Source organism: Micromonospora qiuiae (assembly GCF_016863555.1).
Classification (GTDB): domain Bacteria; phylum Actinomycetota; class Actinomycetes; order Mycobacteriales; family Micromonosporaceae; genus Micromonospora; species Micromonospora qiuiae.
Window position 1 is genome coordinate 87,400 of record NZ_BOPC01000028.1, and the last position, 26,479, is coordinate 113,878.

At 71.6% G+C, this 26,479-nt stretch carries 26 protein-coding genes and 1 pseudogene; 6 read left to right on the plus strand and 21 right to left on the minus strand.

Features of this window, described 5'->3' with window-relative positions; all coding sequences use genetic code 11:
* Positions 1-122 precede the first annotated feature (122 nt).
* Positions 123-611, plus strand: a complete 489-nt coding sequence (gene bldD, locus Vqi01_RS11420; protein ID WP_204034708.1) for a transcriptional regulator BldD — start codon at positions 123-125, stop codon at positions 609-611.
* 93 nt (positions 612-704) lie between these two features.
* On the opposite strand, the gene nusB is transcribed toward bldD, so the two are convergent.
* The 4 genes from nusB to aroB all read right to left on the minus strand — a co-directional run bounded on the left by nusB (position 705) and on the right by aroB (position 3,313).
* Entirely contained in the window at positions 705-1,115 is a 411-nt protein-coding gene (nusB, locus tag Vqi01_RS11425) for a transcription antitermination factor NusB (RefSeq protein ID WP_204034744.1), read from the minus strand.
* A gap of 23 nt (positions 1,116-1,138) precedes the next feature.
* Entirely contained in the window at positions 1,139-1,696 is a 558-nt protein-coding gene (efp, locus tag Vqi01_RS11430) for an elongation factor P (RefSeq protein ID WP_204034709.1), read from the minus strand.
* 97 nt (positions 1,697-1,793) lie between these two features.
* Complete coding sequence (gene aroQ / locus Vqi01_RS11435; RefSeq protein ID WP_204034745.1) at positions 1,794-2,222, minus strand: type II 3-dehydroquinate dehydratase; 429 nt, start codon at positions 2,220-2,222, stop codon at positions 1,794-1,796.
* Positions 2,223-2,236: 14 nt separating this feature from the next.
* The gene (gene aroB / locus Vqi01_RS11440; protein WP_204034710.1) at positions 2,237-3,313 is read right to left on the minus strand and encodes a 3-dehydroquinate synthase; all 1,077 of its coding nucleotides are present in this window, start codon (positions 3,311-3,313) and stop codon (positions 2,237-2,239) included.
* A 133-nt stretch (positions 3,314-3,446) separates the two neighbouring features.
* Between aroB and Vqi01_RS11445 the strand changes: the two genes are divergently transcribed.
* Both Vqi01_RS11445 and Vqi01_RS11450 read left to right on the plus strand, forming a co-directional pair.
* Complete coding sequence (locus Vqi01_RS11445) at positions 3,447-3,995, plus strand: DUF2243 domain-containing protein (RefSeq protein WP_204034711.1); 549 nt, start codon at positions 3,447-3,449, stop codon at positions 3,993-3,995.
* Positions 3,992-4,789: a cytochrome c oxidase assembly protein gene (locus Vqi01_RS11450; protein ID WP_204034712.1), complete on the plus strand. Its 798-nt coding sequence runs from the start codon at positions 3,992-3,994 to the stop codon at positions 4,787-4,789. The genes Vqi01_RS11445 and Vqi01_RS11450 overlap by 4 nt, the downstream gene beginning before the upstream one ends.
* 331 nt (positions 4,790-5,120) lie before the next feature.
* On the opposite strand, the gene Vqi01_RS11455 is transcribed toward Vqi01_RS11450, so the two are convergent.
* The 3 genes from Vqi01_RS11455 to Vqi01_RS11465 all read right to left on the minus strand — a co-directional run bounded on the left by Vqi01_RS11455 (position 5,121) and on the right by Vqi01_RS11465 (position 7,808).
* Positions 5,121-5,642 carry a shikimate kinase gene (locus Vqi01_RS11455; RefSeq protein WP_204034713.1) on the minus strand — a complete coding sequence of 174 codons (522 nt, stop codon included), beginning with the start codon at positions 5,640-5,642 and terminating at the stop codon, positions 5,121-5,123.
* Positions 5,639-6,817: a chorismate synthase gene (aroC, locus tag Vqi01_RS11460; protein ID WP_204034714.1), complete on the minus strand. Its 1,179-nt coding sequence runs from the start codon at positions 6,815-6,817 to the stop codon at positions 5,639-5,641. Before aroC ends, Vqi01_RS11455 begins: the two co-directional genes overlap by 4 nt.
* A gap of 118 nt (positions 6,818-6,935) precedes the next feature.
* Positions 6,936-7,808: an oxidoreductase gene (locus Vqi01_RS11465; protein WP_275408780.1), complete on the minus strand. Its 873-nt coding sequence runs from the start codon at positions 7,806-7,808 to the stop codon at positions 6,936-6,938.
* Between the two features lie 118 nt (positions 7,809-7,926).
* Between Vqi01_RS11465 and Vqi01_RS11470 the strand changes: the two genes are divergently transcribed.
* Positions 7,927-8,337, plus strand: a complete 411-nt coding sequence (locus Vqi01_RS11470) for a winged helix-turn-helix transcriptional regulator (RefSeq protein ID WP_204034715.1) — start codon at positions 7,927-7,929, stop codon at positions 8,335-8,337.
* Here Vqi01_RS11470 and Vqi01_RS11475 read toward each other — a convergent pair.
* The 12 genes from Vqi01_RS11475 to Vqi01_RS11530 form a co-directional block, all read right to left on the minus strand.
* Positions 8,334-9,284 carry a glycosyltransferase family 2 protein gene (locus Vqi01_RS11475; RefSeq protein WP_204034716.1) on the minus strand — a complete coding sequence of 317 codons (951 nt, stop codon included), beginning with the start codon at positions 9,282-9,284 and terminating at the stop codon, positions 8,334-8,336. The two genes, Vqi01_RS11470 and Vqi01_RS11475, sit on opposite strands and share 4 nt — an antisense overlap.
* Positions 9,281-9,895 carry a glycosyltransferase gene (locus Vqi01_RS11480; protein ID WP_239098327.1) on the minus strand — a complete coding sequence of 205 codons (615 nt, stop codon included), beginning with the start codon at positions 9,893-9,895 and terminating at the stop codon, positions 9,281-9,283. Before Vqi01_RS11480 ends, Vqi01_RS11475 begins: the two co-directional genes overlap by 4 nt.
* Entirely contained in the window at positions 9,892-10,374 is a 483-nt protein-coding gene (locus tag Vqi01_RS11485) for a glycosyltransferase family protein (protein WP_204034717.1), read from the minus strand. Before Vqi01_RS11485 ends, Vqi01_RS11480 begins: the two co-directional genes overlap by 4 nt.
* 89 nt (positions 10,375-10,463) lie before the next feature.
* Positions 10,464-11,726 carry a hypothetical protein gene (locus tag Vqi01_RS11490; RefSeq protein ID WP_204034718.1) on the minus strand — a complete coding sequence of 421 codons (1,263 nt, stop codon included), beginning with the start codon at positions 11,724-11,726 and terminating at the stop codon, positions 10,464-10,466.
* On the minus strand, positions 11,723-12,625 hold the full coding sequence (locus Vqi01_RS11495) for a sulfotransferase domain-containing protein (protein WP_204034748.1): 903 nt from the start codon (positions 12,623-12,625) through the stop codon (positions 11,723-11,725). The genes Vqi01_RS11490 and Vqi01_RS11495 overlap by 4 nt, the downstream gene beginning before the upstream one ends.
* 5 nt (positions 12,626-12,630) lie before the next feature.
* On the minus strand, positions 12,631-14,277 hold the full coding sequence (locus Vqi01_RS11500; RefSeq protein WP_204034719.1) for a lipopolysaccharide biosynthesis protein: 1,647 nt from the start codon (positions 14,275-14,277) through the stop codon (positions 12,631-12,633).
* The gene (locus Vqi01_RS11505) at positions 14,274-15,617 is read right to left on the minus strand and encodes an O-antigen ligase family protein (RefSeq protein WP_239098328.1); all 1,344 of its coding nucleotides are present in this window, start codon (positions 15,615-15,617) and stop codon (positions 14,274-14,276) included. The genes Vqi01_RS11500 and Vqi01_RS11505 overlap by 4 nt, the downstream gene beginning before the upstream one ends.
* 3 nt (positions 15,618-15,620) lie before the next feature.
* The gene (locus Vqi01_RS11510) at positions 15,621-17,231 is read right to left on the minus strand and encodes a lipopolysaccharide biosynthesis protein (RefSeq protein WP_204034720.1); all 1,611 of its coding nucleotides are present in this window, start codon (positions 17,229-17,231) and stop codon (positions 15,621-15,623) included.
* 49 nt (positions 17,232-17,280) lie between these two features.
* The gene (locus Vqi01_RS11515; protein ID WP_204034750.1) at positions 17,281-19,221 is read right to left on the minus strand and encodes a hypothetical protein; all 1,941 of its coding nucleotides are present in this window, start codon (positions 19,219-19,221) and stop codon (positions 17,281-17,283) included.
* 189 nt (positions 19,222-19,410) lie between these two features.
* Positions 19,411-20,484 (minus strand): glycoside hydrolase family 26 protein, encoded by a 1,074-nt coding sequence (locus Vqi01_RS11520; protein WP_239098329.1) that lies wholly within the window; start codon positions 20,482-20,484, stop codon positions 19,411-19,413.
* A gap of 12 nt (positions 20,485-20,496) precedes the next feature.
* Positions 20,497-20,691 carry a DUF397 domain-containing protein gene (locus tag Vqi01_RS11525; RefSeq protein ID WP_204034751.1) on the minus strand — a complete coding sequence of 65 codons (195 nt, stop codon included), beginning with the start codon at positions 20,689-20,691 and terminating at the stop codon, positions 20,497-20,499.
* Positions 20,688-21,506, minus strand: a complete 819-nt coding sequence (locus Vqi01_RS11530; protein WP_204034721.1) for a DUF5753 domain-containing protein — start codon at positions 21,504-21,506, stop codon at positions 20,688-20,690. The genes Vqi01_RS11525 and Vqi01_RS11530 overlap by 4 nt, the downstream gene beginning before the upstream one ends.
* 234 nt (positions 21,507-21,740) lie before the next feature.
* Between Vqi01_RS11530 and Vqi01_RS11535 the strand changes: the two genes are divergently transcribed.
* Positions 21,741-22,091, plus strand: a complete 351-nt coding sequence (locus Vqi01_RS11535; RefSeq protein WP_204034722.1) for a hypothetical protein — start codon at positions 21,741-21,743, stop codon at positions 22,089-22,091.
* A gap of 174 nt (positions 22,092-22,265) precedes the next feature.
* Here the strand turns inward: Vqi01_RS11535 and Vqi01_RS11545 are convergent.
* Positions 22,266-23,896 (minus strand): annotated as a pseudogene (locus tag Vqi01_RS11545) (ISAzo13 family transposase).
* A gap of 274 nt (positions 23,897-24,170) precedes the next feature.
* Positions 24,171-25,043 carry a shikimate dehydrogenase gene (locus Vqi01_RS11550; protein WP_239098332.1) on the minus strand — a complete coding sequence of 291 codons (873 nt, stop codon included), beginning with the start codon at positions 25,041-25,043 and terminating at the stop codon, positions 24,171-24,173.
* 151 nt (positions 25,044-25,194) lie between these two features.
* Between Vqi01_RS11550 and Vqi01_RS11555 the strand changes: the two genes are divergently transcribed.
* A complete protein-coding gene (locus Vqi01_RS11555) occupies positions 25,195-26,463 on the plus strand; it encodes an endo-1,4-beta-xylanase (RefSeq protein WP_204034726.1) in 1,269 nt (422 codons plus the stop codon).
* Positions 26,464-26,479 lie beyond the last annotated feature (16 nt).

Below are 26,479 nucleotides of genomic sequence, written 5' to 3' on the forward strand. Positions count from 1 at the left end.
GACAACTCACGCGAGGCGCCAACGGGAAGGTCATCACCACTTGACCAGGTCTGCGAATCCCCGTACCGTCACGCTCCGTAGCGATCGCTGGGAGAACCCCGAGCAGCACTGGGAGTGTCCGAATGCCCTCTGAATACGCCAAGTCTCTGGGCGCCCGCCTGCGCTCCATCCGCCAGCAGCAGGGCCTGTCCCTGCAGGGTGTGGAGGAGAAGTCAAACGGGCGGTGGAAGGCGGTGGTGGTCGGCTCGTACGAGCGCGGCGACCGCGCCGTCACGGTGTCCCGCCTGGCCGATCTGGCCGAGTTCTACCGCGTTCCCGTCTCGGAGCTGCTGCCCGACGGCAGCGGCGTGCGGCACGAGCCCACCAGCAAGATCGTGCTGGACCTGGAGCGGCTCTACGACGAGGCCAGCGAGGAGCTCGCCTACGTGGCCCGGTACGCCCGCGCCATCCAGCAGCAGCGGGGTGACTACAACGGCCGGGTCCTCTCGATCCGCGCCGACGACCTGCGCGCCCTCGCGATCGTCTACGACGCCTCGCCCTCCGGACTGATCGAGCGGCTGACCGAGCACGGCGTGCTGGTCGCCGACCCGCGGGCGTTCTTCGCCAGCTGAGCACCGAACGGAAAGGGCCCGTGCCGGGGACGGCACGGGCCCTTTCGTTTCGTTCGCGTCACTCGGCCGAGTGGCTCCGCCGTCGCCGATGCCTCAGCGGGTGGCGTACTCGGCGATGCGGCCGAGCAGCCCGTTGAGGAAGCGGGGCGAGTCGTCGGTCGACATCTGCCGGGCCAGCTCGACCGCCTCGCTGATCGCCACCGCGTCGTCGACCTCGTCGACGTACAGCAACTCGTAGACCGCGATCCGAGCCAGGTTGCGGTCGACCACCGGCATCCGGTCCAGCGTCCAACCTTCGGCGTAGCTGGCGATCAACTCGTCGATCCGGTTTAGGTGCTCGGCCACGCCCTCGACCAGACCGACCGCGTAGCCCAGGTGTTCGGGGCGCGGCACGGCGATCCGCTCGACATAGCCGGCGAGCACCTCGACGGGCGGGCGATCCCGCAGGTCGGCCTCGAAGAGCACGTCCAGCGCCCGCTTGCGCGCCTTGCGGCGCGCCGGCATCTGCTGCTTCGGACCCTCGGCCATCAGGCGCGGCCGAGGTAACGGCCGTCGCGGGTGTCGACCTTGATCTTCTCGCCGGTGGTGATGAAGAGCGGCACCTGCACGGTCGCACCGGTTTCCAGGGTCGCCGGCTTGTTGCCGCCGGTGGACCGGTCGCCCTGCAGCCCCGGCTCGGTGTACGTGACCTCCAGCACGACGGAGGCCTGCATCTCGACGTAGAGCGGCAGACCCTCGTGCGTGGCCACGATGACCTCGGCCTCGGGCAGCAGGTAGTTGGCCGCCTCGCCGACCGTCCCGCCGGGCACCGTGATCTGGTCGTACGTCTCCAGATCCATGAAGACGTAATCCTCGCCGTCGGCGTAGAGGTACTGCATCGTGCGCTTGTCCACGGTCGCGGTGTCGACCTTGGTGCCCGCGTTGAAGGTCTTGTCGACCACCTTGCCGGAGAGCACGTTCTTCAACGTGGTACGCACGAACGCACCACCCTTACCGGGCTTGACGTGCTGGAACTCGACGACGGACCAGAGCTCTCCGTCGAGGTTGAGCACCAGGCCGTTCTTCAGGTCGTTGGTGGTGGCCATTTCCTGCCTTGATCATAATTTGGCGGACAGACCTGCCAAGTCTACTCGCCGCCCCCACAGCCCACCGCCACCCACCACCCGCCCCGGTGGGGGCGGGTCAACGGCGGACGGCGAGGTGCTGCAGGGCGAGGCGGTAGCCGTCGACACCGAGCCCGCAGATCACCCCGGTGGCCACCGCCGAGACGACCGAGTGGTGCCGGAACTCCTCCCGGGCGTGGATGTTGGAGATGTGCACCTCGACCAGCGGGCCACGCAGCAGCGCGCAGGCGTCCCGCACAGCGATCGAGTAGTGCGACCAGGCTGCCGGGTTGAGCACCACCGCAGCCTGCTCGTCCGCCGCGTCGTGCAGCCAGCCGATCAGCTCGTGCTCGGCGTCGGTCTGCCGCACCGTGACCTCCAGGCCGAGCTCCCGGCCGGTCGACTCGCAGAGTGCGACCAGATCGGCGTAGCTGGTCACGCCGTACACGTCGACCTGGCGGGTGCCCAGCCGGCCCAGGTTCGGCCCGTTGAGCACGTACACCTTCATGCCGCTCCTCACGCTCACCGGGCCACCGCGCCGTAGGCGGCGTGCAGCAGGTCGTCGTCGGGGCCGGTCAGGATCGCCGGCCGGGCCAGCCCGTCGAGCACCACGAAACGCAACGTGCTGCCGCGGGCCTTCTTGTCGACCCGCATCGCGGCCAGCAGCCGGGGCCAGGCGTCGGCCGGATAGTCGGTGGGCAGGCCGAGCGCGGTGACCACGTCGCGGTGCCGGCGGGCGGCGGCGACGTCCAGCCGGCCAGCGAGGCGCGACAGCTCGGCGGCGTACACCAGGCCGACCGCGACCGCGTGACCGTGCCGCCAGCGGTACTCCTCCACCTTCTCGATCGCGTGGGCGAGGGTGTGCCCGTAGTTGAGCACCTCCCGTACGCCCGACTCGCGCAGGTCACCACCGACCACGTCGGCCTTCACGCGGATCGCCCGTTCGATCAGTTCCCGGCCCACCGGCCCGGACGGGTCGGTGGCCGCTGCCGGGTCCCGCTCGACCAGGTCGAGGATGGCCGGGTCGGCGATGAAACCGCACTTGACCACCTCGGCCAGGCCGGCGGTCAGGTCCGCCGGGGGCAGGGAGTCCAGCGTGGCGAGGTCGGCCAGCACCCCGACCGGCGGGTGGAACGCGCCCACCAGGTTCTTGCCGGCCGCGGTGTTGATTCCGGTCTTGCCACCCACCGCCGCGTCGACCATGCCGAGCAGCGAGGTGGCCACCGGCACCCAGCGCACCCCGCGCAGCCAGCAGGCGGCCACGAACCCGGCCAGGTCGGTCACCGCGCCGCCGCCCAGCCCGACCACCGCGTCGGTACGGGTGAACCCGGCCGCACCGAGCCGGTCCCAGCACTGCGCCGCCACGTCGACGTGCTTGCCGGCCTCCGCATCGGGCACCTCGATCGGCAGCGGCGTCATCCCGGCCGCGGCCAGCCGGGCGCCGATGGCGTCGGCCCGTTCCTTCAGCGGCGGCGCGTGCAGCACCGCCACCCGGGTGGCGTCCGGCAGCAGGCCGGGCAGCGTGTCAAGCAGGTCGCGTCCGACCAGCACGTCGTACGGCTGCTCGCCGCCGACGCGGATCCGGGTCACCTCGTCCATCGCCGGGAGCCTAGCCCACCGGCCGCGCTCCCGGCCGTTCCCGCCCACCGCGTGCCGAAGGCTGGAACGACGTTTACCACGTCGTGGAGCGGGCACCGGCAGCCACGACCACCGGGATGAACCAGGAGGCGGGATGGCGCAGCGGACGATCGACGGCGCCGACATCCGGCTGCCGGCCACCATCCTCGGCGTGGGTCTCGGCGGCTTCGTCGACGGCATCCTGCTGCACCAGGTCTTCCAGTGGCACCACATGCTCAGCAACACCGGCAACGACAACATCGGGGTCCGCGACTACCCGGTCGACACCGTCTCCGGATTGCAGATGAACACCGTCTGGGACGGGCTGTTCCACGTGCTGACCTGGGTGGCGGTGCTGATCGGGCTGGCGATGCTGTACTCCCGGGTGACCCGCTCCCGGGGCCGGCTGTGGCGCTCACCCATGCTGTGGGGCTGGGCGCTGATCGGGTGGGGGCTGTTCAACCTGGTCGAAGGCATCATCGACCACCACATCCTGGCCATCCACCACGTCCGGTCCGGGGAGTACCAACTCTGGTGGGATCTCGGTTTCCTCGCGCTGGGCGTGGTGCTGATCGTCGTGGGCTGGCTGGTGCAGCGCCGTGCCACCGCCGTGGACGTCTGCGCCGACCAGCGGCCGACGTCGACCCGCAACCGGCGCGGATGAGCCCGGTGGTTTCGGCGCACGGCACCGGGCACGCCACGACCGTCGGGCCGGCGCTGCTCGTACCGCTGCTGGTCGGCTGGCTCTACCTGGCGGCGGCGCTGCGGCAACGCGCACCGGGCCGAGCCGGCTGGAGCCACTGGCGCACGGCGGCCTTCGCCGTCGGGTGCGCCCTGCTCGCCGTCGCCCTGCTGCTGCCGGTGGAGGGCTTCGCCGCACACATGTGGCAGCACCTTTTGATCGGCATGTTGGCTCCGCTGGGGCTGGTGCTCGGCGCGCCGGGCGCCCTGGCGTTACGGACCGTCGACCGGCGGGCCGGTCGGGCCGCGCTGCGGGCGCTGCGCCATCCGGCGGCGCGAACGCTCACCCACCCGGTCACCGGGCTGCTGCTCACCGCCGGCGGGCTGTGGCTGCTCCACCTCACGCCGCTGTACCGGGCCACCCTCGCCAGCCCGCCGCTGCACGACCTGGTCAACCTGCACTTCCTGCTCAGCGGGTTGTTGTTCACCTGGTCGATCGCCGGCCCGGAGCCCGCCGGGCACCGCTCCGGGGTCCCGGTGCGGCTGGTGGTGCTCGGGGTCGCGGTGGCCGCCCACGCCAGCCTGGCCCAACTCCTGTACGCGGGACTGCTCGTCGACGTGCCGGCCCCGCCGGACCAGCTCCGCGCCGGCGCCACGATCATGTACTACGGTGGCGACCTCGCCGAGATCCTGCTCGCGCTCGCGCTCCTGGTCAGCTGGCGCCCGCAGCCCCGCCGACGCCCCGCGCCCGCCGCAGCGCTCACCGGCAGCCGTTAAGAATTGGTGGTGGTGGCGAGATCCGTTCCTGGTGGCCGAGCACACGGACTAGTCACGCGGCACCGGGCGAAAGTGGGTGGCTGCCGACGAGGTTCTCAGCTGTGTTTGTTGTGGCCGCTTTGCTCTGCTTCAACCCACGCACCGGTTGCTGTCGAAACCGTTGCATGGGTTGAAGCAGAGCAAAGGAGCAGCGGAGGGGGTGGGTGGGCGCTGGACACCATAAAATCGAGTGAACCTTGATCGTTGGCAGTTCAGCAGCACCGATAACCGGCGTGTCGCGCTGCTGAGCTGCCAACGATCGAGAAGGTCGGGATCCTCGTCCGCCGGGAACCTATTTATTCGTGGGCAGCAACTGCGCGATCTCGGCGGCGATGTCTTCGGGCGTGCGGCCGTCGGTGTGCACGGTGAGGGTGGCGACCTCGGCGTAGAGCGGGCGGCGCTGGTCCATCAGGTGCTTGAGGGTGGCCCGGGGGTTGATCGCCAGCAGCGGCCGGCCGACGCCGAGACCGACCCGCTTCACCGCGTCGGGCAGCTCGACCTGCAGGTGCACCACCCGGTGCCCGACCAGGGCGGCCCGGTTCTCCTCGGCCAGGACCGCGCCGCCGCCGAGGGCCAGCACCCCGGTGCAGGAGGCCAGCGCCGCCGCCACCGCCGCCCTTTCGAGGGTACGGAAGTGTGCCTCCCCCTCGTCGATGAAGATCTCCGGGATCGGCTTGCCGGCGAGGCGCTCGATGTCGACGTCGGTGTCCCGGAACTCGACGCCCAACGTCTGCGCCAGGATCTCGCCGATGGTGGTCTTGCCCGAGCCGGGCGCCCCGACCAGGACGCAGACCGGGCGGGTGGCACCGCTCACCGGATCACCAGCGCGTCGAGGTAGCCGGCCAGGTTGCGGCGCATCTCGGCGATCGAGTCACCGCCGAACTTCTCCACCGCCGCTTCGGCCAGCACCAACGCCACCATCGCCTCGGCGACGACGGCTGCGGCGGGCACCGCGCAGACGTCGGAGCGCTGGTTGATCGCGGTGGCCGGCTCGCCCGTGGTGACATCCACGGTGGCGAGGGCACGGTTCAGCGAGGAGATCGGCTTCATCGCGGCCTTGACCCGCAGCGGCTCGCCGGTGGTGATGCCGCCCTCCAGGCCACCGGCCCGGTCGGTGACCCGGCGGACCCCGGTGGCGGTGGGCATGATCTCGTCGTGCGCCTCGGAGCCCCGGGACCGGGCCTGCTGCCAGCCGTCGCCGATCTCCACACCCTTGATCGCCTGAATCGACATCAACGCGGTGGCCAGCCGGGCGTCGAGCTTGCGGTCCCACTGCACGTGACTGCCCAGACCCGGCGGGACGCCGTACGCCAGCACCTCGACCACGCCGCCCAGGGTGTCGGCGGCCTTCTTCGCGGCGTCGACCTCGGCGACCATCCGGGCGCTGGCCTCCGGGTCGAGGCAGCGCAGCGGGTCGGCGTCGATCCGCTCGGCGTCCTCCGGGCGGGGCCGCAGCCCCGGTTTGGCGGCGACCGGTCCCAGCTCCACCACGTGCGAGACGATCTCGACGCCGAGCGCCTGGCGCAACAGCGCCTTGGCCACCGTGCCGACGGCGACCCGGGCGGCGGTCTCCCGCGCGCTGGCCCGCTCCAGGATCGGCCGGGCGTCGGTGTGGCCGTACTTCTGCATGCCGGCCAGGTCGGCGTGGCCGGGCCGGGGCCGAGTGAGCGGCGCGTTGCGGGCCTGCCCGGCCAACTCCTCCGGATCCACCGGGTCGGCGGCCATCACGGTGCGCCACTTGGGCCACTCGGAGTTGCCGACCCGGATGGCGACCGGGCTGCCCAGCGTCACGCCGTGCCGCAGGCCGCCGATGATCTCGATCTCGTCCTGCTCAAAGGCCATCCGGGCGCCCCGGCCGTAGCCGAGCCGGCGGCGGGCCAACTCCCCGGCGATCTCGGTGGAGGTCACCTCGATCCCGGCCGGCACCCCCTCCAGCAACGCGACGAGGGCGGGTCCATGCGATTCCCCTGCGGTCAACCAGCGCAACACAGCGGCCAGTCTGTCACGCCCGGTGCCCGCCGCCCCACGCCGCCCGCCCCGTCCCGCCCTGCGGACTTTCTCCTCGATCCGCCGATCGACGATCGGGGGAAGGGGTGCCCTGGCTCGCTCAGCCGGCGATCCCGTTCAGCTCGTCGAGGTCTTCGGCACGGAGTTCGAGGCCGGCGCCGGCGATGTTCTCGCGGAGATGCGCCACCGAGGACGTGCCGGCGATGAGGAGAATGTTCGGCGATCGGCGCAACAGCCAGGCCAGCGCGACGGACATCGGTGTCGTTCCGAGCCGGGCCGCGACAGCGGTGAGGGCCTCCGACTGCAGCGGGCTGAAGCCGCCGAGCGGGAAGAACGGCACGTACGCGACGCCCTCGGCGGCGAGCCGATCGATCAGGGCGTCGTCGTGTCGAACGGCGAGGTTGTACATGTTCTGCACGGAGACGATCGGGACGATGCGCTGAGCCTCCGCGACCTGCTCGCTAGTGGCGTTGCTGACGCCGAGGTGCCGGATGACGCCCTGCTGCCGCAGGTCGGCGAGAGCCTCCAACGCCGCACCGATGGGCTCGGGGACGGGACCCTGCGCGTTGCCGAGGCGCAGGTGCACCAGGTCGAGCACGTCGACGCCGAGGGTCTCCAGGTTGTCGGCGATCTGCCGGCGAAGCTCGTCCGGCTTCCGCGCGGTAGGCCATCCGCCCCGGGCGTCACGGCGCCCGCCGACCTTGGTGGCGATGAAGAGGTCTCCGGGGTACGGATGCAGTGCCTCTCGGACCAGCTCGTTGACGACGCGGGGCCCGTAGGTCTCGGCGGTGTCGATGTGGGTGATGCCGAGGTCGACCGCTTCCCGCAGAACCGCGAGGGCGGCGTCGTGGTCCTTCGGCGGTCCCATGACCCCGGGGCCGGCGAGTTGCATCGCGCCGTAACCGAAGCGAGTGACCGTGGTGTCACCAAGGGTCCAGGTGCCACCGGGCAGGTCGAGTGTGGTCGTGGTCATGACAAAGCCTTTCGATGCAGCTTGCGAACCGGACGGTCGCGGACCAGTTTCCGCCAGCTGCTATCCATCCGGAAGTAGTTACTTTAAAGTGAGTTGCTACCTGGCAAAAGGAGGGCACGTGACAACCATGACCGCCGCGCAGCGGAAGGCCGAGGCCAAGGCGCAGTACAACGCGTTCCTGGCGGTGTGCCCGAGCCACCAGATCCTCGGACGGATCTCTGGAAAGTGGGTGATCCTCGTCCTCTCCGCCCTCGGCAGCGGTCCGCACTGTGACGGTGATCCGCGCCCCATGCGGTATTCGGAGCTCGCCCGGCTGCTCGCCGGGGTGAGCCCGAAGATGCTCTCGCAGACGCTCAAATCTCTGGAGCGAGACGGGCTGGTGTCCCGGGCAGCGACGGCGACGGTCCCCGTGACCGTCTCGTACGAACTCACCGAACTCGGACTCTCGCTGCACCGCACGGTGCGTCAGCTCAAACTCTGGGCTGAGCGGCACCGGGACGACGTGGCCGCGAATCAAGACCGGTTCTAGATGCCCCGGCCCTGGCGGTGCAGGGTGCGCAGTACGGCGTCGGCGCGGACCACCCGCCCGGCCACCGCCAGGGCCAGGTAGGCCCGGGGTTCGCGCGGGTTGCGGCGAAGGGTGCGGCGCGCCCAGCGCAGCGCCCCGCGCCGATCGCCACGGGCCGCGCGGGCGAACGCGATCTGCCCGGCGATCCGGGCCTGGCCCGCCGGCTGGGTGGCGAACTCGGGATGGCGCTCCAGCAGCCACTGCAACGCATCGGCGATGGTGTCCCAGCGCTGGGCGAAGTACGACCGCCGGTGCCAGCGCACAAGCACGTACGCGGCGGGCAGGTTGACCAGCGGGGCGGTGCGGGCGGCCCGGAGCAGGAAGTCGTAGTCCTCGGCGTAGCCGCCCGGGATCTTCTCGTCAACCAGTCCGATGCCGTCGCGCAGCGCGGTGGCCCGGATGAGGAAGGTCGACGGGTGCAGTTCGGTCATCCGGTCCCGCAGCAGGTCGGCCAGGGTGATCGAGTCGCGGTCCAGCACCCGCTCGACGGTGTGCCCGTCGTAGCTGATCCGGATGCCGCAGGTGACGAAGGCCGCGCCGGATGCGGCCAGGGCGTCGACCTGGGCGCGCAGCTTGCCGGGCAGCCACTCGTCGTCGTCGTCGCAGAAGGCGACCAGCTCGCCGGTGGCGGCCAGGGTGCCGGTGTTGCGGGCACCGGCCAGGCCCGGGGTGCGGGTGTTGCTGAGCACCCGCACCGACCGGTGTGGTGCGGGGAGCGCGGGCGGCGCCGCTGTCGACGGATCGCACGCAGCCGGGGCCCGAGCGTCCGGCTCGCACTGGTCGTACACCACGATGACCTCGACCGGCGCGGGGTAGTCCTGCGTCACGGCCGCCCGGACTGCGGCGGACAGCAGTTCCGGGCGGTCCCGGGTGGGTATCACGACGCTCACCGGCGGGTATCGGGTCACGGTTGTCCTCCCTCGTCGCGTCCCGGTCCCCGCCACGGCGGCCACCAGGGGCGGTGCCGGCGCTGCGCGGCGGTGGCGATCAGATCGTCGACGATCAGTCCCACCCGGTGTGCCGCGGCCTGTTGCCGGTCGACCGACTCGGGGTCCGCCGCCACGGTGAACCGCGACCGGTCGGACAGGCCGGCGGCGAGCGCGTCCCGCAGATCCTGCCGGGACTCGCAGAGCGCGATCAGCCCGGCCGCGCCGAGCCGGCGGGCGAAACGCTGCTGGTGGTCGTCGACGTGCTCGCCGTGTGCCGGGTCCCGGGGCACCACGATCGGCAGGTGCCCGTGCCGGCGGGCCTCCAGGATGCTGGCCGGCCCGCCGTGGCAGACCACCAGGTCCGCCTGGTCCATCGCCTTCTGCAACTCGGCGTGCCCGAGGAACGGCACCGCGTCCGGCAGGTCCGCGACCGGGGTGTAGCCGTGCTGCACGGTCAGGATGACCTCACCGGCCACCTCGGCGTACCACTGTCGCAGCCAGTCGACCAGCCGGACGAAGGGATGCCGGTCGGCGCCCACGGTCACCAGCACCTGTGGTCGGGCGTCGACGGGCGGCAGGACACCGCTCACAGCAACGTCCCGACGACGGTCGCCTCCGGGTACTGGCGGCGCTGCTCCTCCCACTGCACGAGCATCACGGACAGGAACGGGCGGCACAGCCGGGCGGTGAGCGTCGGCGTGTCGATCCGGTCGTAGACCTCGATGTAGACGGTCGGGATGCCGCGCAGCCGGGCGAGCACGACGAACGGAACGGCCACGCCCGCCCCGGTGGTGACCACCGCGGCGACCCGCCGGTGGCGCAGCACCCGGGCCGCCAGCACCCCGTTGCGCAGCAGGTTGCGCAGGTTCCGGGTGGTCGGATGGTGGGCCAGGACCATCTCCTCGCCGGCGAGCAGCGACACCGCGTCCGGCGTGTCGAACGTGACGAAGCAGCGCCGCCATTTCTCGTACCAGGGCCGCAGCGCCAGCAGCTGGGCGAGGTGTCCACCGCTGGAGCCGACGAGCAGCAGCAGCGGCGGTTGGCCGGTTTTCCGGTTCTTCGCGTCCACGCGACTCCCCACAAAGTTCGCTTGGATTCCGTCAGGCCATCGATACTTATCGCATTCAAGGCGTCCTTTCCACCATTCGCCGCCGCCGATCAGTTGCCGGGTGACTGTTCGACGATGTCCAGCAGGGCGGGATGCAGTCGCCGGTTCCAGCCGGCACCGGCATCGGCCAGGCGCCAGGTGCGCAGCCACAGCTCCAGCAGGTACGCGTCGGCCACCAGCCGCTGCCGCCGCTGGTCCAGGCCCAGGCACGCGCCGTGCCGGGCCAGTCCCGCCGTCATCGCGGCGACCGCGGAGGCGACCGGCTCACCACGCAGCAGCAGTGCGCGGTGGAAGGCGTCGTGGGCCAGGTCGAAGCCGACCGGCACGTCGGGCCCGCTGTGTTCCCAGTCCCAGGCGAACAGGTCACCGGCCTGCCGGCCGAGGTTCCACGGCACCCAGTCGCCGTGCCAGTGCCCGAACTCGACCGCGACGTCGCCGTGTCGGCGGGCCAGCGCGGCGACCGCCCGCACCGCCCGGGACCCGCCGGGGGTCGTGGCGGCGGCCCGCCGTGCCTCGGCGGTCAGCCGGCTCAGGAAGGGTGAGCCGGCCAGCGGTCGGGGTTCGGCCGGTGGCCGGTGCCGGCGGGCCACCGCGAGCAGCGCCACCGGATCGGGTGCCGCGCCCGCCGGCACCCGTCGTACCTGCGGCGGCAGCGGTTCGACCACCGCGACCGCCCGCCCGTCCCAGTCGGCCTCGGCGAGCAGCCGGGGCACCCGGGGATGACCGGCGATTCCGGCCACCCCGGACAGCTCCCGCAGCGCCGTCGCCTCCGCCGCGACGAGCCCCCGGGTCGCCGGATTCCACCCGATCTTCGCGTACCCGCGTGGCTGCCCGGCACGGTCGAACAGTTGCAGGGTGGGTTTGTGGTTCGGGTCCGGCGGGCGGACGCCGCACGCCGCGTACCGCGCACCGCCGCCAAGGAGGGCGGCGAGCCGGTCGGCGAGGAGCACCTCGGCCGGGTCGAGCCCGGCGGGTAGGGCGACGGTCAGGGCCGAAAAGGGCGCCCGGTCCACCGCGCCGACGCGGGCGGCGACGCCGAGCACGGCGCGCATCGGGCGGATCGTGGCCGGCCGCAGCGCGTTGTACGCCAGCAGCGCCGCCGCCGTGGCCCGGGGCGCCCCGAGCGGCAGCAGGAAACGCGCCCGGGCGACCGACGGCACGATCGCGTACCGCGCCGCGACGGCGTACCCGGCCGGCGGCGCGACGCCCACGGTCAACGCGATCCGCTCGTCGCCGAAGACCGCCCGGCTCACCCAGCCCAGCCCGTCGGCCCGGCACCGGGGGTCGGTCGAGGCGCTGCCGGCCACCCTCACGCCACCCGGTCCGGCCAGTCGAGGGCCAGCCCCAGCCGCTGGCGTAGCGCCTCGTTGTGCGGGCGGTAGTACTCGGTCAGCTCAGCCCGCAACGCCGGGTCCAATGGCGTGGAGCGGGTGCGATTGTGGACCGTGAAGTCGGGCAGTTCGACCGGGGGCAGGCCGAGGAAGTCCAGGGTCCGCCGGAAGGCCGCCCGCGCGTCGCGGTAGAGGTCCTCGCTGGGCAGGAAGAGGAACTGGGAGCGGTCGAAGCGTTCCAGCCACGGCGTCAGGTGTTCCAGGTAGCGGCCCCGGGCCCGGTAGGTGTACCAGTCGTAGGGGGCGCTGACGTGTTCCGGCTCGGCGATCAGCCGTTCCCGCTCCCCCGCCGTACGCTCCGGCTCTGCGGCCAGCGCGGCGGCGAAGTCCAACGGCTCGACGCCGTTGGCGCGCCGTTCCTTCCAGTGCGAGTACGCCCGTTCCACCGGGTCGCGCAACAGCACGATCAGCCGCACCGACGGCATCAGCGCGGCGACCCGCGCCGCGGCGAGGGGGTGGAACATGTACAGCGGGGCCGCCTCGCCGACCCGCACCGGGCCGCCGTGGCGACCCTCCAGCGCCTCCCGCTGCCGCACGGTCGGAAAGTGCGAGCGGTACCACGCCTCGCCGCGGTGCCAGTTCTCCTCGAAGTAGTGCGACGACTTGGTGTTCCAGGCGGGAAAGAGCCGGGGCACCAGCGGATGCCGGATGAGGTAGTTCCACAGCGAGGTGGTGCCGCCCCGTTTGGTGCCGATGATGAGGAAGTCCGGCAGCGGCCGGCGGTCGCTGGTGCGTACGCCGTAGTCGACCAGACTTTCCCGTACCCGGTTCGTCACCTGGCGGGGAATCACCTGCTTCACCCGGTCCCGCAGCGGCGGCACGAGCCTCACCTGCCCTTCGTTGACGGCTCTGGCGCGGCGGCAGGCCCACCCGGCTCGCGCTCACGAATCTGTGCCAGGGCGGCGCCGACGCGGGCGCGCACCCGGGGCAGTGCCAACAGGCCGAGGCAGCCGGCGGCCGGCAGACCCACCGCCACCGCTAGGCCGACCGGGCCATCTCCCAGCGCCAGCAGGCCGAGCAGCGCCGCGCCCCCCACCGCGAGGACGACCAGCCCGGCGACGCGAACCAGCGCGGCGTCGACGAGCGGCTGGCCGACCACCATCCGGGCACAGCGGTACGCGACGAGGTTCTCCACCACGATCCCCGCCGCCCAGGCCAGCGCCGCACCCGTCGCACCCCGACCGGGGATCGTCAGCAGGCCGAGCGAGACGGTGACCAGCAGCCCGGCCGAGGTCGAGGCCAGGTGCAGTCCGCTGCGCCCGCTCATCAGCAGCAGGCTCTGCACGTTGCCCACCCCGGTGTTCACCAGCATCGCGGCGGCGAGCACCGCCATGGCGGTGGTGCCGGCGGCGGCGAAGTCCGCCCCGAAGACCGCCAGGAACGTCGCGCCGTGCAGCGCCAGCAGCAGGTAGACCGGCCAGCAGAGCAGCACGGCGAGGGCGGTCATCTGCCGGTGCACGGCCGCCGCCGTGGCCCGCCGCCCCTGGCCGAGCAGTCGGGACAGTTGGGGCGACACCGCCACCCGCAGCCCGTGCATGGCCAACTGGCCGGCGAGGATGTAGCGGCCGACCGCGCCGAAGACGCCCGCCTCGGCCGGCCCGGCGAGCACCGAGGTGAGCAGCACGCCCACCCAGACGGCACCGGTGTCCATCGCCGCCGAGGCGGCCCGGGGCAGCGCGAAGCGCCAGAACGTACGCCAATCTTCCGGTGCCGGTCGGAGCGCGGCGCCCCGGCCGACGCCGAGCGGGCCGGCGACCAGGGCCAGGCAGAGCAGGAGGGCCAGCGCCGCCGGCACCAGCCAGCCGGCCAGCCCGGCCACCAGCCCCCAGCCGGCCAGCACCGCCAGGCCGACCAGCGCGGGACGGGCCAGCGGGAGCAGCACCGACTGCACGGCGAGGTAGGCGCGCAGCGGCCGTACGCAGCGCACGGCGGCCAGCAGCAGCGTCATGGCCACCACCACGGGGATCGCGGCGCAGCTCAGCGCGACGAGTACGGCGCCGTCGCCGGCGGAGGTGTCCAGCAGCCGGGCGGCGACCGGCGCTGCCCCGAGCGCCCCGACGACACCGACCAGGACGGCGACCGACAGCGGCGGAATCAGCGCCACCGGCAGCAGCCGCGCCGCGTCGCCCGCCGCGCCGGTACGCCGTTGCGGCAGCATCCAGATCAGCCCGGTCTCCGCGCCCAGGGTGCAGAGGGCGGCGGCCACCGTCACCACTCCGATCGCCGCGAAGAACGCCCCCGACCCGCTGGCGCCGTAGCCACGGGTGATGACCACCACCAGGACGAAGCCGAGGAGCCCGTTGACCGCCGCGCCGAGCAGACCGGCCGAGGCGGCGCGCGCGCTGCGCCGGGTCTCCCCCGCGGCCTCGACGGCGGACCGGTCGGGTGCCGACCCGTGGTCGCCGGGTGCCGACGCGGCGTCGTCGGCCCGGTTCGGCGTCACGCCAGCGGCTGGCCACGACGGGGTGATCATCCGGGCACCGCCACCGCGTCGGTGGGCGTCCGTGTGCGCGCCTGGCGCGCGACGAGCGCCATCGACAGGGCGACGGCGAAGCAGGCCACGGAGATGGTCGGGCTCGCCATGCCGTAGAACGGAATCTGCGCCAGACAGATCACCGGCACCACGGCGAGCCACTGCCCGGCGGCGCAGACCGCCCGGGCGCAGATCACGGTGGCCGCCACGAACCAGGCGAGGAAGCAGACCAGCGCCGGTACGCCGTGACTGAACAGCACCATCCAGAGCTGGCCCTGGGTGCCGACCGGCACCTGCGCGGTGACGGTGTCCGAGCTGACCGGCGCGCCGTAGCCGAGCCACGGCGAGTGGCCGATCCGGCGTACCACCTCGGCGTAGAGCGCGAACCGGTCGGCGTTGGTGTCGCTGGCCGCGACCCGATCACCGATCAACGTGGCGACCGGAATGAACAGGGCGGTGAGCAGCGCGGCGCACAGCACGCCCAGCACGGAGAAACCCACCCGCGAGTTGCCGCGCAGCGCGGCCCGAACGCCGAGCACCGCAAGGCCCACCCCGAGGCTGGCGAACATCACCCGGTTCAGGGTGAGGAAGGCCGGCGCCAGCGACAACGGCAGCGACGCCAGCACCGTCCAGCGCAGCGCGCCCCGGCGGCGCAGCATGGTGAACGCCACCACGCAGGGCAGCGTCATCGCGTACGCGCTGCCGTAGTTGTTGGTGTACGGGAAGGGCGCCGCCGGCCGGTAGACCGGATCCGCCGCCCGCAGGCTGTACTCGGTGGCCGTGACGTGCACCAGGTCCCGGAGGTAGTCGTTGCCGGCCAGCCCGGCGGGCAGCAGCAGCTCCACCGGGGTGGTGAGGGCGAACCGCGGGGCCAGCACACCCAGCCAGCCCAGCGCGACCAGACCGAACCAGAACGCGCAGAGCGGCAGGAGCACCTGCGCGGGGTCGGTGCTTTCCCGGGCCCGGGTGTACACGTAGACGCCGACCACCAGGGCGGTGACGTAGAAGCCCAGCCGCAGTCCGAACGGAGCCAGCGCGACCGGTGCCGGCAGGCGGGTGGCGCTGATCGCGACGAGTGCCAGGAAGAGCAGCCAGAGCCCGGTGGCCGGCGGCAGCGGTACGCGCCCCCGCACCAGCAGCAGCGCGAGCAGCACCGCGCCGAGCAGCGACCAGCCGAGGTAGAAGGCGCCGAGCAACCACCAGAGCGGCACCAGACCGAACATCAGCATCAGCGGCCAGCCGGGCAGCCGGGGCGTCGGACCGGGCGGGTCCGACCAGGCGGGTTCCGGCGGCCCGTCGCCGAGCGGATCGGTCGCCGCTGGCGCGCGGGTGGCGGGCACGGATCAGACCCGCCCGTCGCGGGTCAACACCATGCCCAGCGTGTTCACCCCGGCGGCACGCAGTCGCTCGACCAGCCGGCGCAGTTCGCTCTGTCGGGTCCGGTGCCGTTCCACCACCACCACCGCGCTGCCCTGGCGGGCCGCCGCGACCCCCCGCTCATCGGAATCAGCCGGCGGCGCGTTGAACAGCAGCAGGGGGTGGCGAGCCCCGTGCTGGAACGTGCCGAGCAGTACCCGTCCGGCGCCCACCCGCAGCCCGTCGTCGCGGGCGGCCCGCCCGTTCGGCCCGCCCTCGGCGGTCGCCCGGGGCAGGGTGAGGGTGGCGTCCGGGTCGGCCGGGGTGCGCGTACCGACCGGGTAGGGCGACGGACGGCGACGCACGGGCCCGATCCGTTCGGTGATCGGATCGGTGTCGGTCGGCGGACGCGGTCTCGGCAAGCGCTGCCGCGTCGGGTCCACGTACGCCGGCAGCCGCTCCCGGTCGGCGAGCACCGCGTCGCGGAGGCGGTCCAGACGCCCGCTGTCGTCGGCGACGAAGACCTCCCGACCGGCGACCGCGAGCGCGACGGCCAGCCGGGCGGTGATCGGGGTGGGGTCCTCTCCGGCGCTCAACACGGTGACCCGGGCCGGCTGGTGAACCCGCTCCGCGATCGCCATGGCGACGTATCTGATGTCGGCGTCGTCCGCGCTTCGGCGCCCGGCGATACCGCCCCCACCACGAACCGTGCCGAGCAGGGGCAGACCACTCACCCGCCGGGCGTCGTCGGCCGAGCGGACCCGCCGGTCCACCGATTCCCAGGCGTACGCGAGCACCCCGCCGACGAGCGCTCCGGCGAGCAGACCGGCCAGCAGGAGCAGCGCCTGCCGGCCGCCGCCGGAAGAGGTCATCTCCGGCTCGGCGGCCCGGGTGACCCAGCCCGGGTTCACGTCCACCGCCGCGATCTCGGTACGCGCGGAGTTCAGTTGGGTCAGCTGACTGTTGATCCCGGTGAGTTCGGCCGCCGCCGCGTCGCCGCCACCCGGGCCGGCGTTGGCCAGCCGCTTGCGCACCGCCGCCTGCTGCGCGGCCACCTTGGCGATGCTCTCGTCGTACGAGCGGAGCATCTCGGTGCGCTGCCGCTCGTACATCGTCCGGCGGATGTCCAGGTAGGACTCGGCGGCCAGGTTGACGCTGCGCACCGCCTCGTCCAGCGAACGCGCCCGATAGGTGAAGCGCAGGATCTGTCCACCGGTCGGCACCTCGACGTCGAGGGCGTCCCGCACGTCCCGTTGGTCCTGCCCGTTGCGCTCGGCCAGCCGGCGCACCACCTCGGTGCCGGTGGCGATGCCGCTCTCCACGTTCATGTTCACCGCCCGGTCGGCGGCGGCCCCGCTGGGGCTGAAGGCGTCGGTGACGACCGGACGGACCGCCACCACCGCGCTCGCGGTGTACCGGCCCGGCACCAGGAGCAGATATCCGAACGCCACGACGAGGCCCACCGCGGTGGCCGCCGCCACCAGTCCGATGCGGTGCAGCGGTACGCGGATCAGGTCGCCCAGGGTCAGCGTCCGCTCCGCCGCGCCCTCGCCGGCGGACGGCGCGGCGGGCCAGGGACCGTGCGAGGCGTCAGTCATCCGGCTTCACCGTCGGTCAGGTCTTTCGATGCGGGGTCTGCGTCGCTGGTCACTGCACCGAGAAGAACATCGATGGGGTGGACCAGCTTAACCCCGAGCTTCCGGTGCTGAGTACCGTGCTCTGCGTACCGTTGACCACCGCTGCCGGTGCGGCGGTCGGGTCGAAGGGGACGCTGCGCAGCGAACCGCCGGTGCCACCGTGGACGATCCGCCCGCCGACCCAGGCCATGCCCCGCACCGACGACCAGGTGACGCCGGTGGTGGGCAGGCTGAACTCGGTGGCGCCGAGGTAGTTGCCGTCCGGCTCGAAGTACCGGTAATAGAGCTGGTTCGCCCCGCTGCGGGTGTAGTAGAGACGCCCGTCGAGGTAGAAGGCGCCGGTCATCTGTGCCGGGTTGAACCAGGCGTTGTAGCCGGAGGACTCCCACGGCACCCCGATGGCGCCGCCGTTGAACATCGAGATGTCGATCCGGCTACCAGTCGGTGTGCCCGCCACCCGGTGCGACCAGTAGATCCGGTCGTCCACCCGCCAGGTGGCGCCCGCCTGGGTGTAGTTCGGCTGGCTGACGGTGGTGGCGGCGCCGAGCGTCGTACCGTTGAACGGCACCTTCGCGAGCAGTCCCTCGCCCACGCTCAGGTAGAGGTGACCGGTGGTCGCGGTGGGTGGGTTCCGCAGCACGAGGTCGCGCCCGCCGGCCAGAGGGAAGACACCGAGCCGGCCGTGGTATTCGTTGCCCATCCCGTCGGAGTTGTGCCCGAAGTAGAGGCCGCCGCTGCCCCGCCAGAGCACCGGCACCGCCGAGCCCCAGTTGCTGGCACCCGCCGGCAGCGAGCTGCCGCCCCGGCGGCCCGGGTTCCAGTTCACCGGCATGCCGGTGGCCGGGGTGACCGCGGCGATGCCGAGCCGGTCGACGGCGCCCGGACCGGCCGCGTCGCTGGCGTTGGGGTTGTTCAGCCAGCGGAAGTGCCCGCCGAGGTAGATGACGTTGTCCGCCACCTCCACCGAGGTGATCGTGTCGTTGCCGGTGTAGTTGACCCAGGTGCCCAGCTGGTTGGCGCCGCGGGCGGCGGTCTCGAAGCGAACCAGCGCGTCGCAGTACGCCGCCGGCCAGCCGGCGCCGCCGTTGGTGCCGACCACGAACCAGCTGCCGTCCCCGCCGAAGCGGACGTCCTGCACGTAGTGCGTGAACGTCTCCGGGGCGGCGCACGGCGGCGCGAACTTCTCACTGCTCCAGTCGATCACGCTCGGCGTCCCGGTGAGGGAGATGAGCGCCAGCTGGTTGCGGGCCAGGCCGCCGACGTACTGGAAGTTGCCCCCGGCGACCAGGGTGCGGCCGTCCGGGGTGATGTCGATGGTCCAGGCGTACGACCCGGTGCCGTGCCGGCCGACGGTCGCGTCAACGGCGAAGGCCGGGTCGACGGCGCCGGTCGTGGCGTCGAGCCGGGCCAGTCCGGAGTGGGCGGTGCCGTTGATCCAGTTGAAGGCACCGGCCAGGTAGAGGTGATTCTGGTGTAGCACCATGTCGCGGATCATCCCGCCGTCCGAGCGGCCGACCCAGCTGGCGACAGTCGCACCGGTGACGGGATCGAGCGCCACCAGGTTGCGCCGGGCGACCCCGTTGACGTTCTTGAAGGCCCCGCCGACGATCAACGTCCCGCCGGGCCCGGCGACGAGCGCGTTGACCGCGCCGTCCAGCGCCGGCAGGAAGGCCGTGGAGATCGCCCCGGTGGAGCGGTGGTACGCGAACAGGTAGGCCCGGGCGAGCCACGGCGAGCTGGCGGTCTGCCGGATCTGGGTGAAGTTGCCGCCGACGAAGACCATCTCGCCCACCTGCGCGAAGGCACGGGCCTCACCGTCGCGAGCGTGCGGGGTGTGGTCGGCGGGATTCGTCGACACCAGAGTGCCCGACGTCGGCACCGGCACCACGGCCGCCGCGGCTGTCGCGGTGGACACGGCCAGCACGGCCGCCACGGTCACCAACGCGACCAGTCCGGCTCGGAACCGGGCCGGACGCCACGGGAAGGAGATTCTGGGCACGCTACGCCTCCAGAGTGGACGACTATTCACGTAGCGTCCCCCGTCAGGCACGGAGGGCAATATCAGCCGATTGGTCGTTTAGCGGATCCGGAATCAGACACCAAGGGTCGGGCCTCCATCCGGTCCACGTCACGCGCCCGGTCAGCGCCCCTTCCTGGGCTGCCGCAGATAGCTGTCGCGCCCGGCGGCGGCGAACCCGGCCAGCGCCGCCGCGTCATGGTTCATGGTCATGTCACAGGTGCTCGTCGTCCGGGTCACGCCCGGCGAATTGAAATAGATCGCGGCCTTGACCTTGGGATGGGCACGCAGCGCCGCCGGGAACTGCTCGAACCAGCGCCGCTTGGCCCTCGGGTCACCCGCGTCGAAGTTCGTGCCGAACTCGGCCAGCATCCGCGGCTTACCCGCACCGATGCCGTGCTCGTCGAGCCATCGATAGAACGGGCCGATGGTCTCGCTCGGGCTCTTCCAGGTCGGATTGCCGGTGCAGGCGTGGAAGTTGTACGGGTCCCAGGCCACCCAGTCCACGTATCGATCACCGGGGTAGAGCCCGGCGTACCGATGGTAGTGGCCGGACCAGCCCATCACCGTCCACACCCAGACCGCGTTGCCGACCCCGGCCGCAGTGAACCGATCATGCACGTGCCGCCAGGCCCGGACGAAGTCCGCGTCGCTCCCCTTGGCCGGCTCGTCCTCCGGCTCGTGGTCGAAGCCCAGGAAGACCGGCACACCGGCGGCCCGGATCCGCTCGGCGACCGCGTCGATCGTGGCGTCGTACCGGCCGCTGTGGACGTCCCGCCAGGTCAGCACCGTGCCCGAGGAGAAGATCCGGGTCTCCCAGGCGAAGAACATGATCCGTCCTTCGCGCATCTGCCGCTGCTGGTAGGCGTCGGGAAAGGCGCCGTTGCTGCCGGCGTTGGAGAAGTCGTGGTAGCGGTGCACGATGTCGAAGCGCCGCCCGACCTGTGCCTCGACGTCGGTAATCGCCCGACCGTGGTCCCAGGTCGCCGGGTCGGTCCGCGAGTACATCCCCCACCAGGCACCGCACGAGGGCACCAGCTTCGCCGAGACACCCCCGCACCGCCCCGGCCCCAGCCGAGGTGCTCCGGCGGGGCCGGTCGGCTGGGCATCGCGCAGCGACATCATGGTCGCCGCCAGCCCGAGCATCGCGCCGACGACGCCGAGGACCATGGCGGTACGCCGAGGGCCCGCTCTCACCGCCTGTGCGGGTCAGCCCGTCGGACCGATTCGCTTCGCCAGGTCGACGAAGGACCGCCAGGAGCCTGGCGTGAACGCAAGGGTGCCGCCGTCGCGGTCCTTGGTGTCGCGCACCAGCACCGCGCCGGGCAGGTTGTCGGCAACCTCGACGCAGGATCCGCCGTTGCTGCCCGAGTAGGTCGACGTGCGCCAGTTGGCGCCGGTCATGTCCATGTCTGCGCCACTTCCTTGATCAGCTCGAGTGACTGCCTGCGCGGGAGGGCCTCGCTCCGGACCGCCTCCCAGGTCCGCTGGAGAGTAGCAAGGTCATCGGTCTGGCTGACCACCTGCGCGCGCACCTGGTGATCGAGGTGTGCCACCAGTGAGCCGTCGCTCAGGGTCGCCACGATGAAACCGCCCTGCAAGCCAGGGTAAAGTCCCGCCTCCTCGGGCACCACGAGTATCCGGACGTGCGGCAACTCGGACATCTTGACCAGGTGTTCGAGCTGTTCCCGCATCATGTCGGGCTGCCCGTTGACCGGGCGGCGGAGCGCCATCACGTCGATGATCACCACCAGCGGCACCGGCGCGTCGCGGGTGAGGATGGCCTGCCGCTCCAGGCGGGAAGCCACCAACTGGTCTATCTCGCCGGGCAGATACAGGTTGCCGCTCATGGTGGTCCGCGCATACGCCTCCGTTTGGAGGACGCCGGGCAGAAACGCGGGCTCGTACCAGCGCAGGAGCGCTGCCTCGCGTTCCAGCTCAATCCACTCACGCAGCCAGGCGGGCGTCTGCTCCAGTTTCGACAGTTCCCGCAGCATCCGGGTGAAGCGTCCCTCCCCAGCCTCCGCATCGAAGGCCGGGTCGTGGGCACGATCGACGGAGAGCATGTAATCCCTGGTGGGCGGTCGACCACCGGTCTCGACCGAGCTGACGTGCGACCCGGAATAGCCGATGCCGCGACCGAAGTCGTCCTGACTCAACCTGAGATGCACTCGCAGCAGCCGCAGTTCCTCGCGGACGTAATCGACAGCGCTCCCCATCGATCTCCACCCCTGCCCTTCTCCATTCGGCGATTCGCCAGCTCCGCCCGGTTGTCCCTGATACATGCGCAGATGTCACGCGCACCTACCGACAGTAAGACGTCCTATCCAGACTGTCACGCAGCGGAGCCGCTCCTATCCAGGGAGGGACGGGGTGGTTCCTGCTTCGGGGCCGTCCGTGAACTTCCCCCGTGCCCGGACGGCCCCACCAAGACGCCGATTGGGAGGCCGACTATGGCGGACGCACCGAGGCCAACAGTGATCACGACCCGACTGTCGCCGCCGGATCGCGGCCCCCACCCCGAGCGCCCGAGCGCCACCGGCAGCGGGGTGCCGCACACCCCGCTGCGGCCGATGTGGTGCTGCCGGGCCGACGGACAGCCCTGGCCCTGCGGCGAGGCTCGACTGCTGCTGCGAGTGGAGTACGACGGCAACCCCATCGGCCTGTCGATCTACCTCGCCGGCTTGATGTACGAGGCCATGCGCGACCTCTACCACCTCAACCCACACGACGCCCCCGACCCGGCCGCCCTCTTCACCCGATTCCTCGCCTGGTCCCGCCACACCAATCTCGAGCCCCGATGAAGCGACCGGCAATAGGGCGGCGATAGGGCCGAGGCGGGCAAAGCCAGAGCCAGTTGATCGACTCCGTTTCGTCGGTACGGCCATGTCCAAGCGGCCGGGACACCGCCATTACGGCGGAGCGGCGATCTAAGTGTCAATCTTGGACAGTTTCCGCTAGCCGGGGCTTGTGGGTTTTTAACTCGCAGGTTTGATCTTGGTGGGTGGGGTGATGCCGTGTGCGGCTGCGTAGGCGAAGAAGGCGTCGAGGGTGGTGAGTCGTTGCGGGGTGGTGGGGATGGTGCGTCCGGCTCGTTGGAGTAGTCGCCGGGTGTTTTGGATCCAGTGGTTGAGGTTTTCGACGTTTATGTCGGCCAGGGCGGCGAGTTTGATCTGGGATAGCCGGAATCGGTGGTGCAGGGTGGTGATCAGGAGTCGGTCGGCGGTAGTGAGTTTTGGGGCGGGGCCGCGTCGGGCGGGTTGGTGTTCCAGGGCGGTGAGGATGGTGATGAGGTCGTTCCAGTCGGTGTGGGTGTGGCCGGTCATGGTGGGGTGGTGGAGCCAGGTCAGGTCGGGGTGTGGTGGTGTGGTGGTTGTGGTGGTGTGGGGGGTTGGTCGGTTGGTGGGGGTTGCAGGGTGTAGTTCCAGTCCGGGTGCCAGTGGTGGGGGTGTAGTGGGAGTGCGGCTAGTTGTTGGTTGGTGACGGTCCCGCCGAGGTCGTAGGTGTTGGTGTCGAGTTGGGCGTGGACGCGCAGTCCGGTGCGGGTGGTGGTCGCGGCGATGCACGCGACGACGACTTCGTGGCTGGTCAGGGGCCGGCCGCGCCAGTTCTGGGTGATGTGGGAGAAGAGACGGTGCTCGATTTTGTTCCATTTCGAGGTGCCGGGTGGGAAGTGGCAGACGGTGATGGTCAGGCCGGTTTGGGCGGCCAGGGTGGCTAGTTCGGTTTTCCAGGTGCGGTTGCGGTAGCTGTTGGAGCCGCCGGCGTCGGCGGTGATCAGTAGCCGGCGGGCGTGTGGGTAGTCGTGGCGGCCGCGGCTGGTCCACCAGCGGCGGATCGACTCGACGGCGAACGTGGCGGTGTCGTGGTCGGTGCCGACGTTGACCCATCCGGTGTTGCCGGTCAGGTCGTAGATGCCATAGGGCACCGCCCTGCCGGTGTCCGGCTCGGGAAAGTCGTGGCTACGCGTGGCGGTCGGCTGCCCACGGGGGCGCCACTGTCGGCCGGGGTTGGCGTATTCGCCGAGTTGTTCCTTCTTCTTGGTGTCCACGCTGATCACCGGATCGGTCGTGTCCTGATGCTGTTTGACCTGCTCGTTGAGGTAACGGAACTGCTCGTCGCGGTCCGGGTGCCGGCGGCCCTCCAAGACCTTCGCGTTGGCCTGCACGCTGAACCCCTGCTCCCGTAACAAGCCCCCGACGGTGCCCGCGCTGACCCGATGCCCTTGCCGGGTCAACGCCTCGGCGAGGCTCCGGGTCGATACGGTTGTCCACCGTAACGGCGACATCGGATCTCCCCGCTCGTCCGGCTCGACCAACGCCATCAACGCGGACAGCAAACCCGGATCCCTTTCCACGGCCCGTTTCCGGCCACCGCCGAGCCGGCGAACCCGACCCAACACAGGCGCGCCCGCTTCCAACTCGTCGATCCCCGCCGAGACGGTCGCTTCCCGGACCCCAACGGCCCGCGCCACCACACGGATCCCGCCATGCCCCAACGATCGGGCCTCCGCCGCCAGCAACAGACGACGCTGCCGCTCATCCAGATGCGGCAGGATCACCTCAAGCTTCACCGCGAGCATCCGCTGGACCTCAACCGTGATCGACATACCAGATCAACGAGGAAAAATACGTGAAGCTACTACTTATTTCTCCGCGAGCCCCCGTCGCACGGAAACTGTCCAAGATCTCGGATCGGCCGCCCGCAGCGCGCCGCCGCCAGCGTTCGGCTCAGTGCGGCGATGGAGCCTCCGCTGCTCGGCTCATGACCAGGACGGACAGCTGACTGGCGCTGGTCGGCCTCCAGGTCGGCATAGAAGAGGGTCTCCCGGAGACACGCTTCAGCAGCGCATCCGCGCGGACGACCGCTCGATCCGAACTGGGTCAGCCGGCGCGGGCGGCGGCGAGGGCGGCGGACATGGCGGCGCGGGGAGCGGCGACGCCGGTGAACTGTTCGAACTGGCCGATGGCCTGGGCCAGCAGCAGGTCCAGGCCGGAGACGATCCGGCAGCCGGCCGCGCCCGCCGAGGCGGCCAGCGGGGTCGGCCAGGGGTCGTAGATCGCGTCGAAGAGCACCGTGCCCGGCCGCCAGCGCACCGTGCCGGCGAACTCGTCGGCGGCACCCTTCGGCACCGTGTCCGCGAACTCGTCGGCGGCACCCTTCGGCACCGCGCCCGCGAGGTCGTCGGCGGCGCCCTTCGGCACGGTGGAGATCACCACGTCGGCGTTGAGGAGGGTCGACGCCTCGGACCAGGGGGCGGCGGTCATGGCCAGCCCCAGGATGTCGGCCACCGGGGCCAGTTCGGCGACCGCCGCCGGCCGGCGAGCCACCACGGCCACCGCCGACGCGTGCAGCCGGGCCGCCGCCGCCAGCGCCGCCCGCGCGGTGCCGCCAGCGCCCAGCACGGTCACGGTGGCGCCGGGGCGTACGCCCGCCTCGGTCAGCACCTCGACCATGCCGCTGACGTCGGTGTTGTCGGCGTACCAGGAACCGTCGGGACGGCGTACCAACGTGTTGGCCGCACCCACCGCGGCGGCGACCGGCGAAACCTCGGCGGCCACCGCGAGCGCCGCCTCCTTGCCCGGCATGGTCACCGACAGCCCGGCCCACTCCGGCCCCAAGCCCGCGACCAGGCCCGGCAACTCCGCCGCCGCGCACTCGATCCGGGTGTACGACCACCCGGTCAACCCGGCGGCGGCGTAGCCGGCGTTATGGATCACCGGGGAGAGCGAGTGCGCGATCGGTTTGCCCACCACCGCCGCCCTGTGCACCGACACAGCCAACGTTCCTCCCCAGCCGTAGTGCCAACCGTCAACGGTATTCAACCCCGAATGGGCCGCTGCGACAGGTCCCCCGGCATACGGGATCATGAACGTCGCTCACCACCAGGCCGGGCGAAGGAGAGGCATGTCTGACACCAGCCTGCGGCATCGCAGAGGAAAGACCACGCTCACGGTACGAGGGCCCGGGGGGCAGCCGCTCGCCGAGCAGATGGTGACGGTCGCCCAGCAGCGGCACGCCTTCGGCTTCGGGAACATCGGCTTCGACTTCGTCGACCTCGTCGGTGGCCCCCGCCCCGAGGCGGACGGCCAGTCTTTCGGCGGTACGGACCAGGTGGACCTGGACCTGCTGGGCGAGCTGTGGCTCAACCTGTTCAACACCGCGACCCTGCCGTTCTACTGGGGCAGATACGAGCCGCAGCGCGGCGTCCCCGACACCGAACGCCTGACGAAGACGGCGCAGTGGCTGGCCGAGCGCGGCGTGACGGTCAAGGGCCATCCGCTCGTCTGGCACACCGTGCAGCCGCCGTGGCTGCTCGGCCTCGACCTCGACGAGGTCGAACGGCTGCAACGGGCCCGCATCCGTGACCTGGTCGGCGGGTTCGCCGGCCTGATCGACACCTGGGACGCGATCAACGAAGCGGTGATCATGCCCGTCTTCGCCAACGGCGACAACGCGATCACCCCCCTGGCGCGGGCCCGGGGCCGTATCCACATGGTGCGGCTGGCGTTCGAGGAGGCTCGCGCGGCCAACCCGAGCGCCACACTGCTGCTCAACGACTTCGACCTCAGCTCGGCGTACGAGTGCCTGATCGAGGGCGTCCTCGAAGCCGGGATCCGGATCGACGCGATCGGGCTGCAGACCCACATGCACCAGGGGTATCGGGGCGAGGAAGAGATGCAGCAGATGCTCGACCGGTTCGCCCGGTACGGCCTGCCGCTGCACCTGACCGAGACCACGCTGGTCTCCGGCCACCTCATGCCGCCCGAGATCGTGGACCTCAACGACTACCAGATCCCGGAGTGGCCGAGCACCCCCGAGGGCGAGGCCCGGCAGGCCGACGAAATCGCCCGGCACTACCGGTCCCTACTCGCCCACCCCGCAGTCGAGTCGATCAACTACTGGGGGCTCACCGACCAGGGCGCGTGGCTGGGTGCCCCCGCCGGTCTGGTCCGCGCCGACGGCAGCCGCAAACCGTCGTACGACGCCTTGGAAGCCCTCATCAAGGGCGAGTGGTGGCTGCCGCCCACCACCATGCGCACCGACGCGGACGGCACCGTCACCGTCGAGGGTTTCCTCGGCGATTACACGGTCACCGCCGGTGACCGCACCGCACGCTTCACCATCGACCCCACCGACACCACCGGCACCACGGCGACCGTCGACCTGACCTGAGCACGACACGGGCCGC

Excerpts from the sequence above, each read along its gene's own strand:
- bldD (WP_204034708.1), top strand. The coding sequence starts at position 123 with ATGCCCTCTGAATACGCCAAGTCTCTGGGCGCCCGCCTGCGCTCCATC.
- Vqi01_RS11535 (WP_204034722.1), top strand. The coding sequence starts at position 21,741 with ATGGCGGACGCACCGAGGCCAACAGTGATCACGACCCGACTGTCGCCG.
- Vqi01_RS11525 (WP_204034751.1), bottom strand. The coding sequence starts at position 20,691 with ATGACCGGCGCCAACTGGCGCACGTCGACCTACTCGGGCAGCAACGGC.
- aroB (WP_204034710.1), bottom strand. The coding sequence starts at position 3,313 with ATGGACGAGGTGACCCGGATCCGCGTCGGCGGCGAGCAGCCGTACGAC.
- Vqi01_RS11555 (WP_204034726.1), top strand. The coding sequence starts at position 25,195 with ATGTCTGACACCAGCCTGCGGCATCGCAGAGGAAAGACCACGCTCACG.
- Vqi01_RS11465 (WP_275408780.1), bottom strand. The coding sequence starts at position 7,808 with ATGACCACGACCACACTCGACCTGCCCGGTGGCACCTGGACCCTTGGT.
- Vqi01_RS11500 (WP_204034719.1), bottom strand. The coding sequence starts at position 14,277 with ATGATCACCCCGTCGTGGCCAGCCGCTGGCGTGACGCCGAACCGGGCC.
- Vqi01_RS11510 (WP_204034720.1), bottom strand. The coding sequence starts at position 17,231 with ATGACTGACGCCTCGCACGGTCCCTGGCCCGCCGCGCCGTCCGCCGGC.
- Vqi01_RS11445 (WP_204034711.1), top strand. The coding sequence starts at position 3,447 with ATGGCGCAGCGGACGATCGACGGCGCCGACATCCGGCTGCCGGCCACC.
- aroQ (WP_204034745.1), bottom strand. The coding sequence starts at position 2,222 with ATGAAGGTGTACGTGCTCAACGGGCCGAACCTGGGCCGGCTGGGCACC.
- nusB (WP_204034744.1), bottom strand. The coding sequence starts at position 1,115 with ATGCCGGCGCGCCGCAAGGCGCGCAAGCGGGCGCTGGACGTGCTCTTC.
- Vqi01_RS11530 (WP_204034721.1), bottom strand. The coding sequence starts at position 21,506 with ATGGGGAGCGCTGTCGATTACGTCCGCGAGGAACTGCGGCTGCTGCGA.
- efp (WP_204034709.1), bottom strand. The coding sequence starts at position 1,696 with ATGGCCACCACCAACGACCTGAAGAACGGCCTGGTGCTCAACCTCGAC.
- Vqi01_RS11450 (WP_204034712.1), top strand. The coding sequence starts at position 3,992 with ATGAGCCCGGTGGTTTCGGCGCACGGCACCGGGCACGCCACGACCGTC.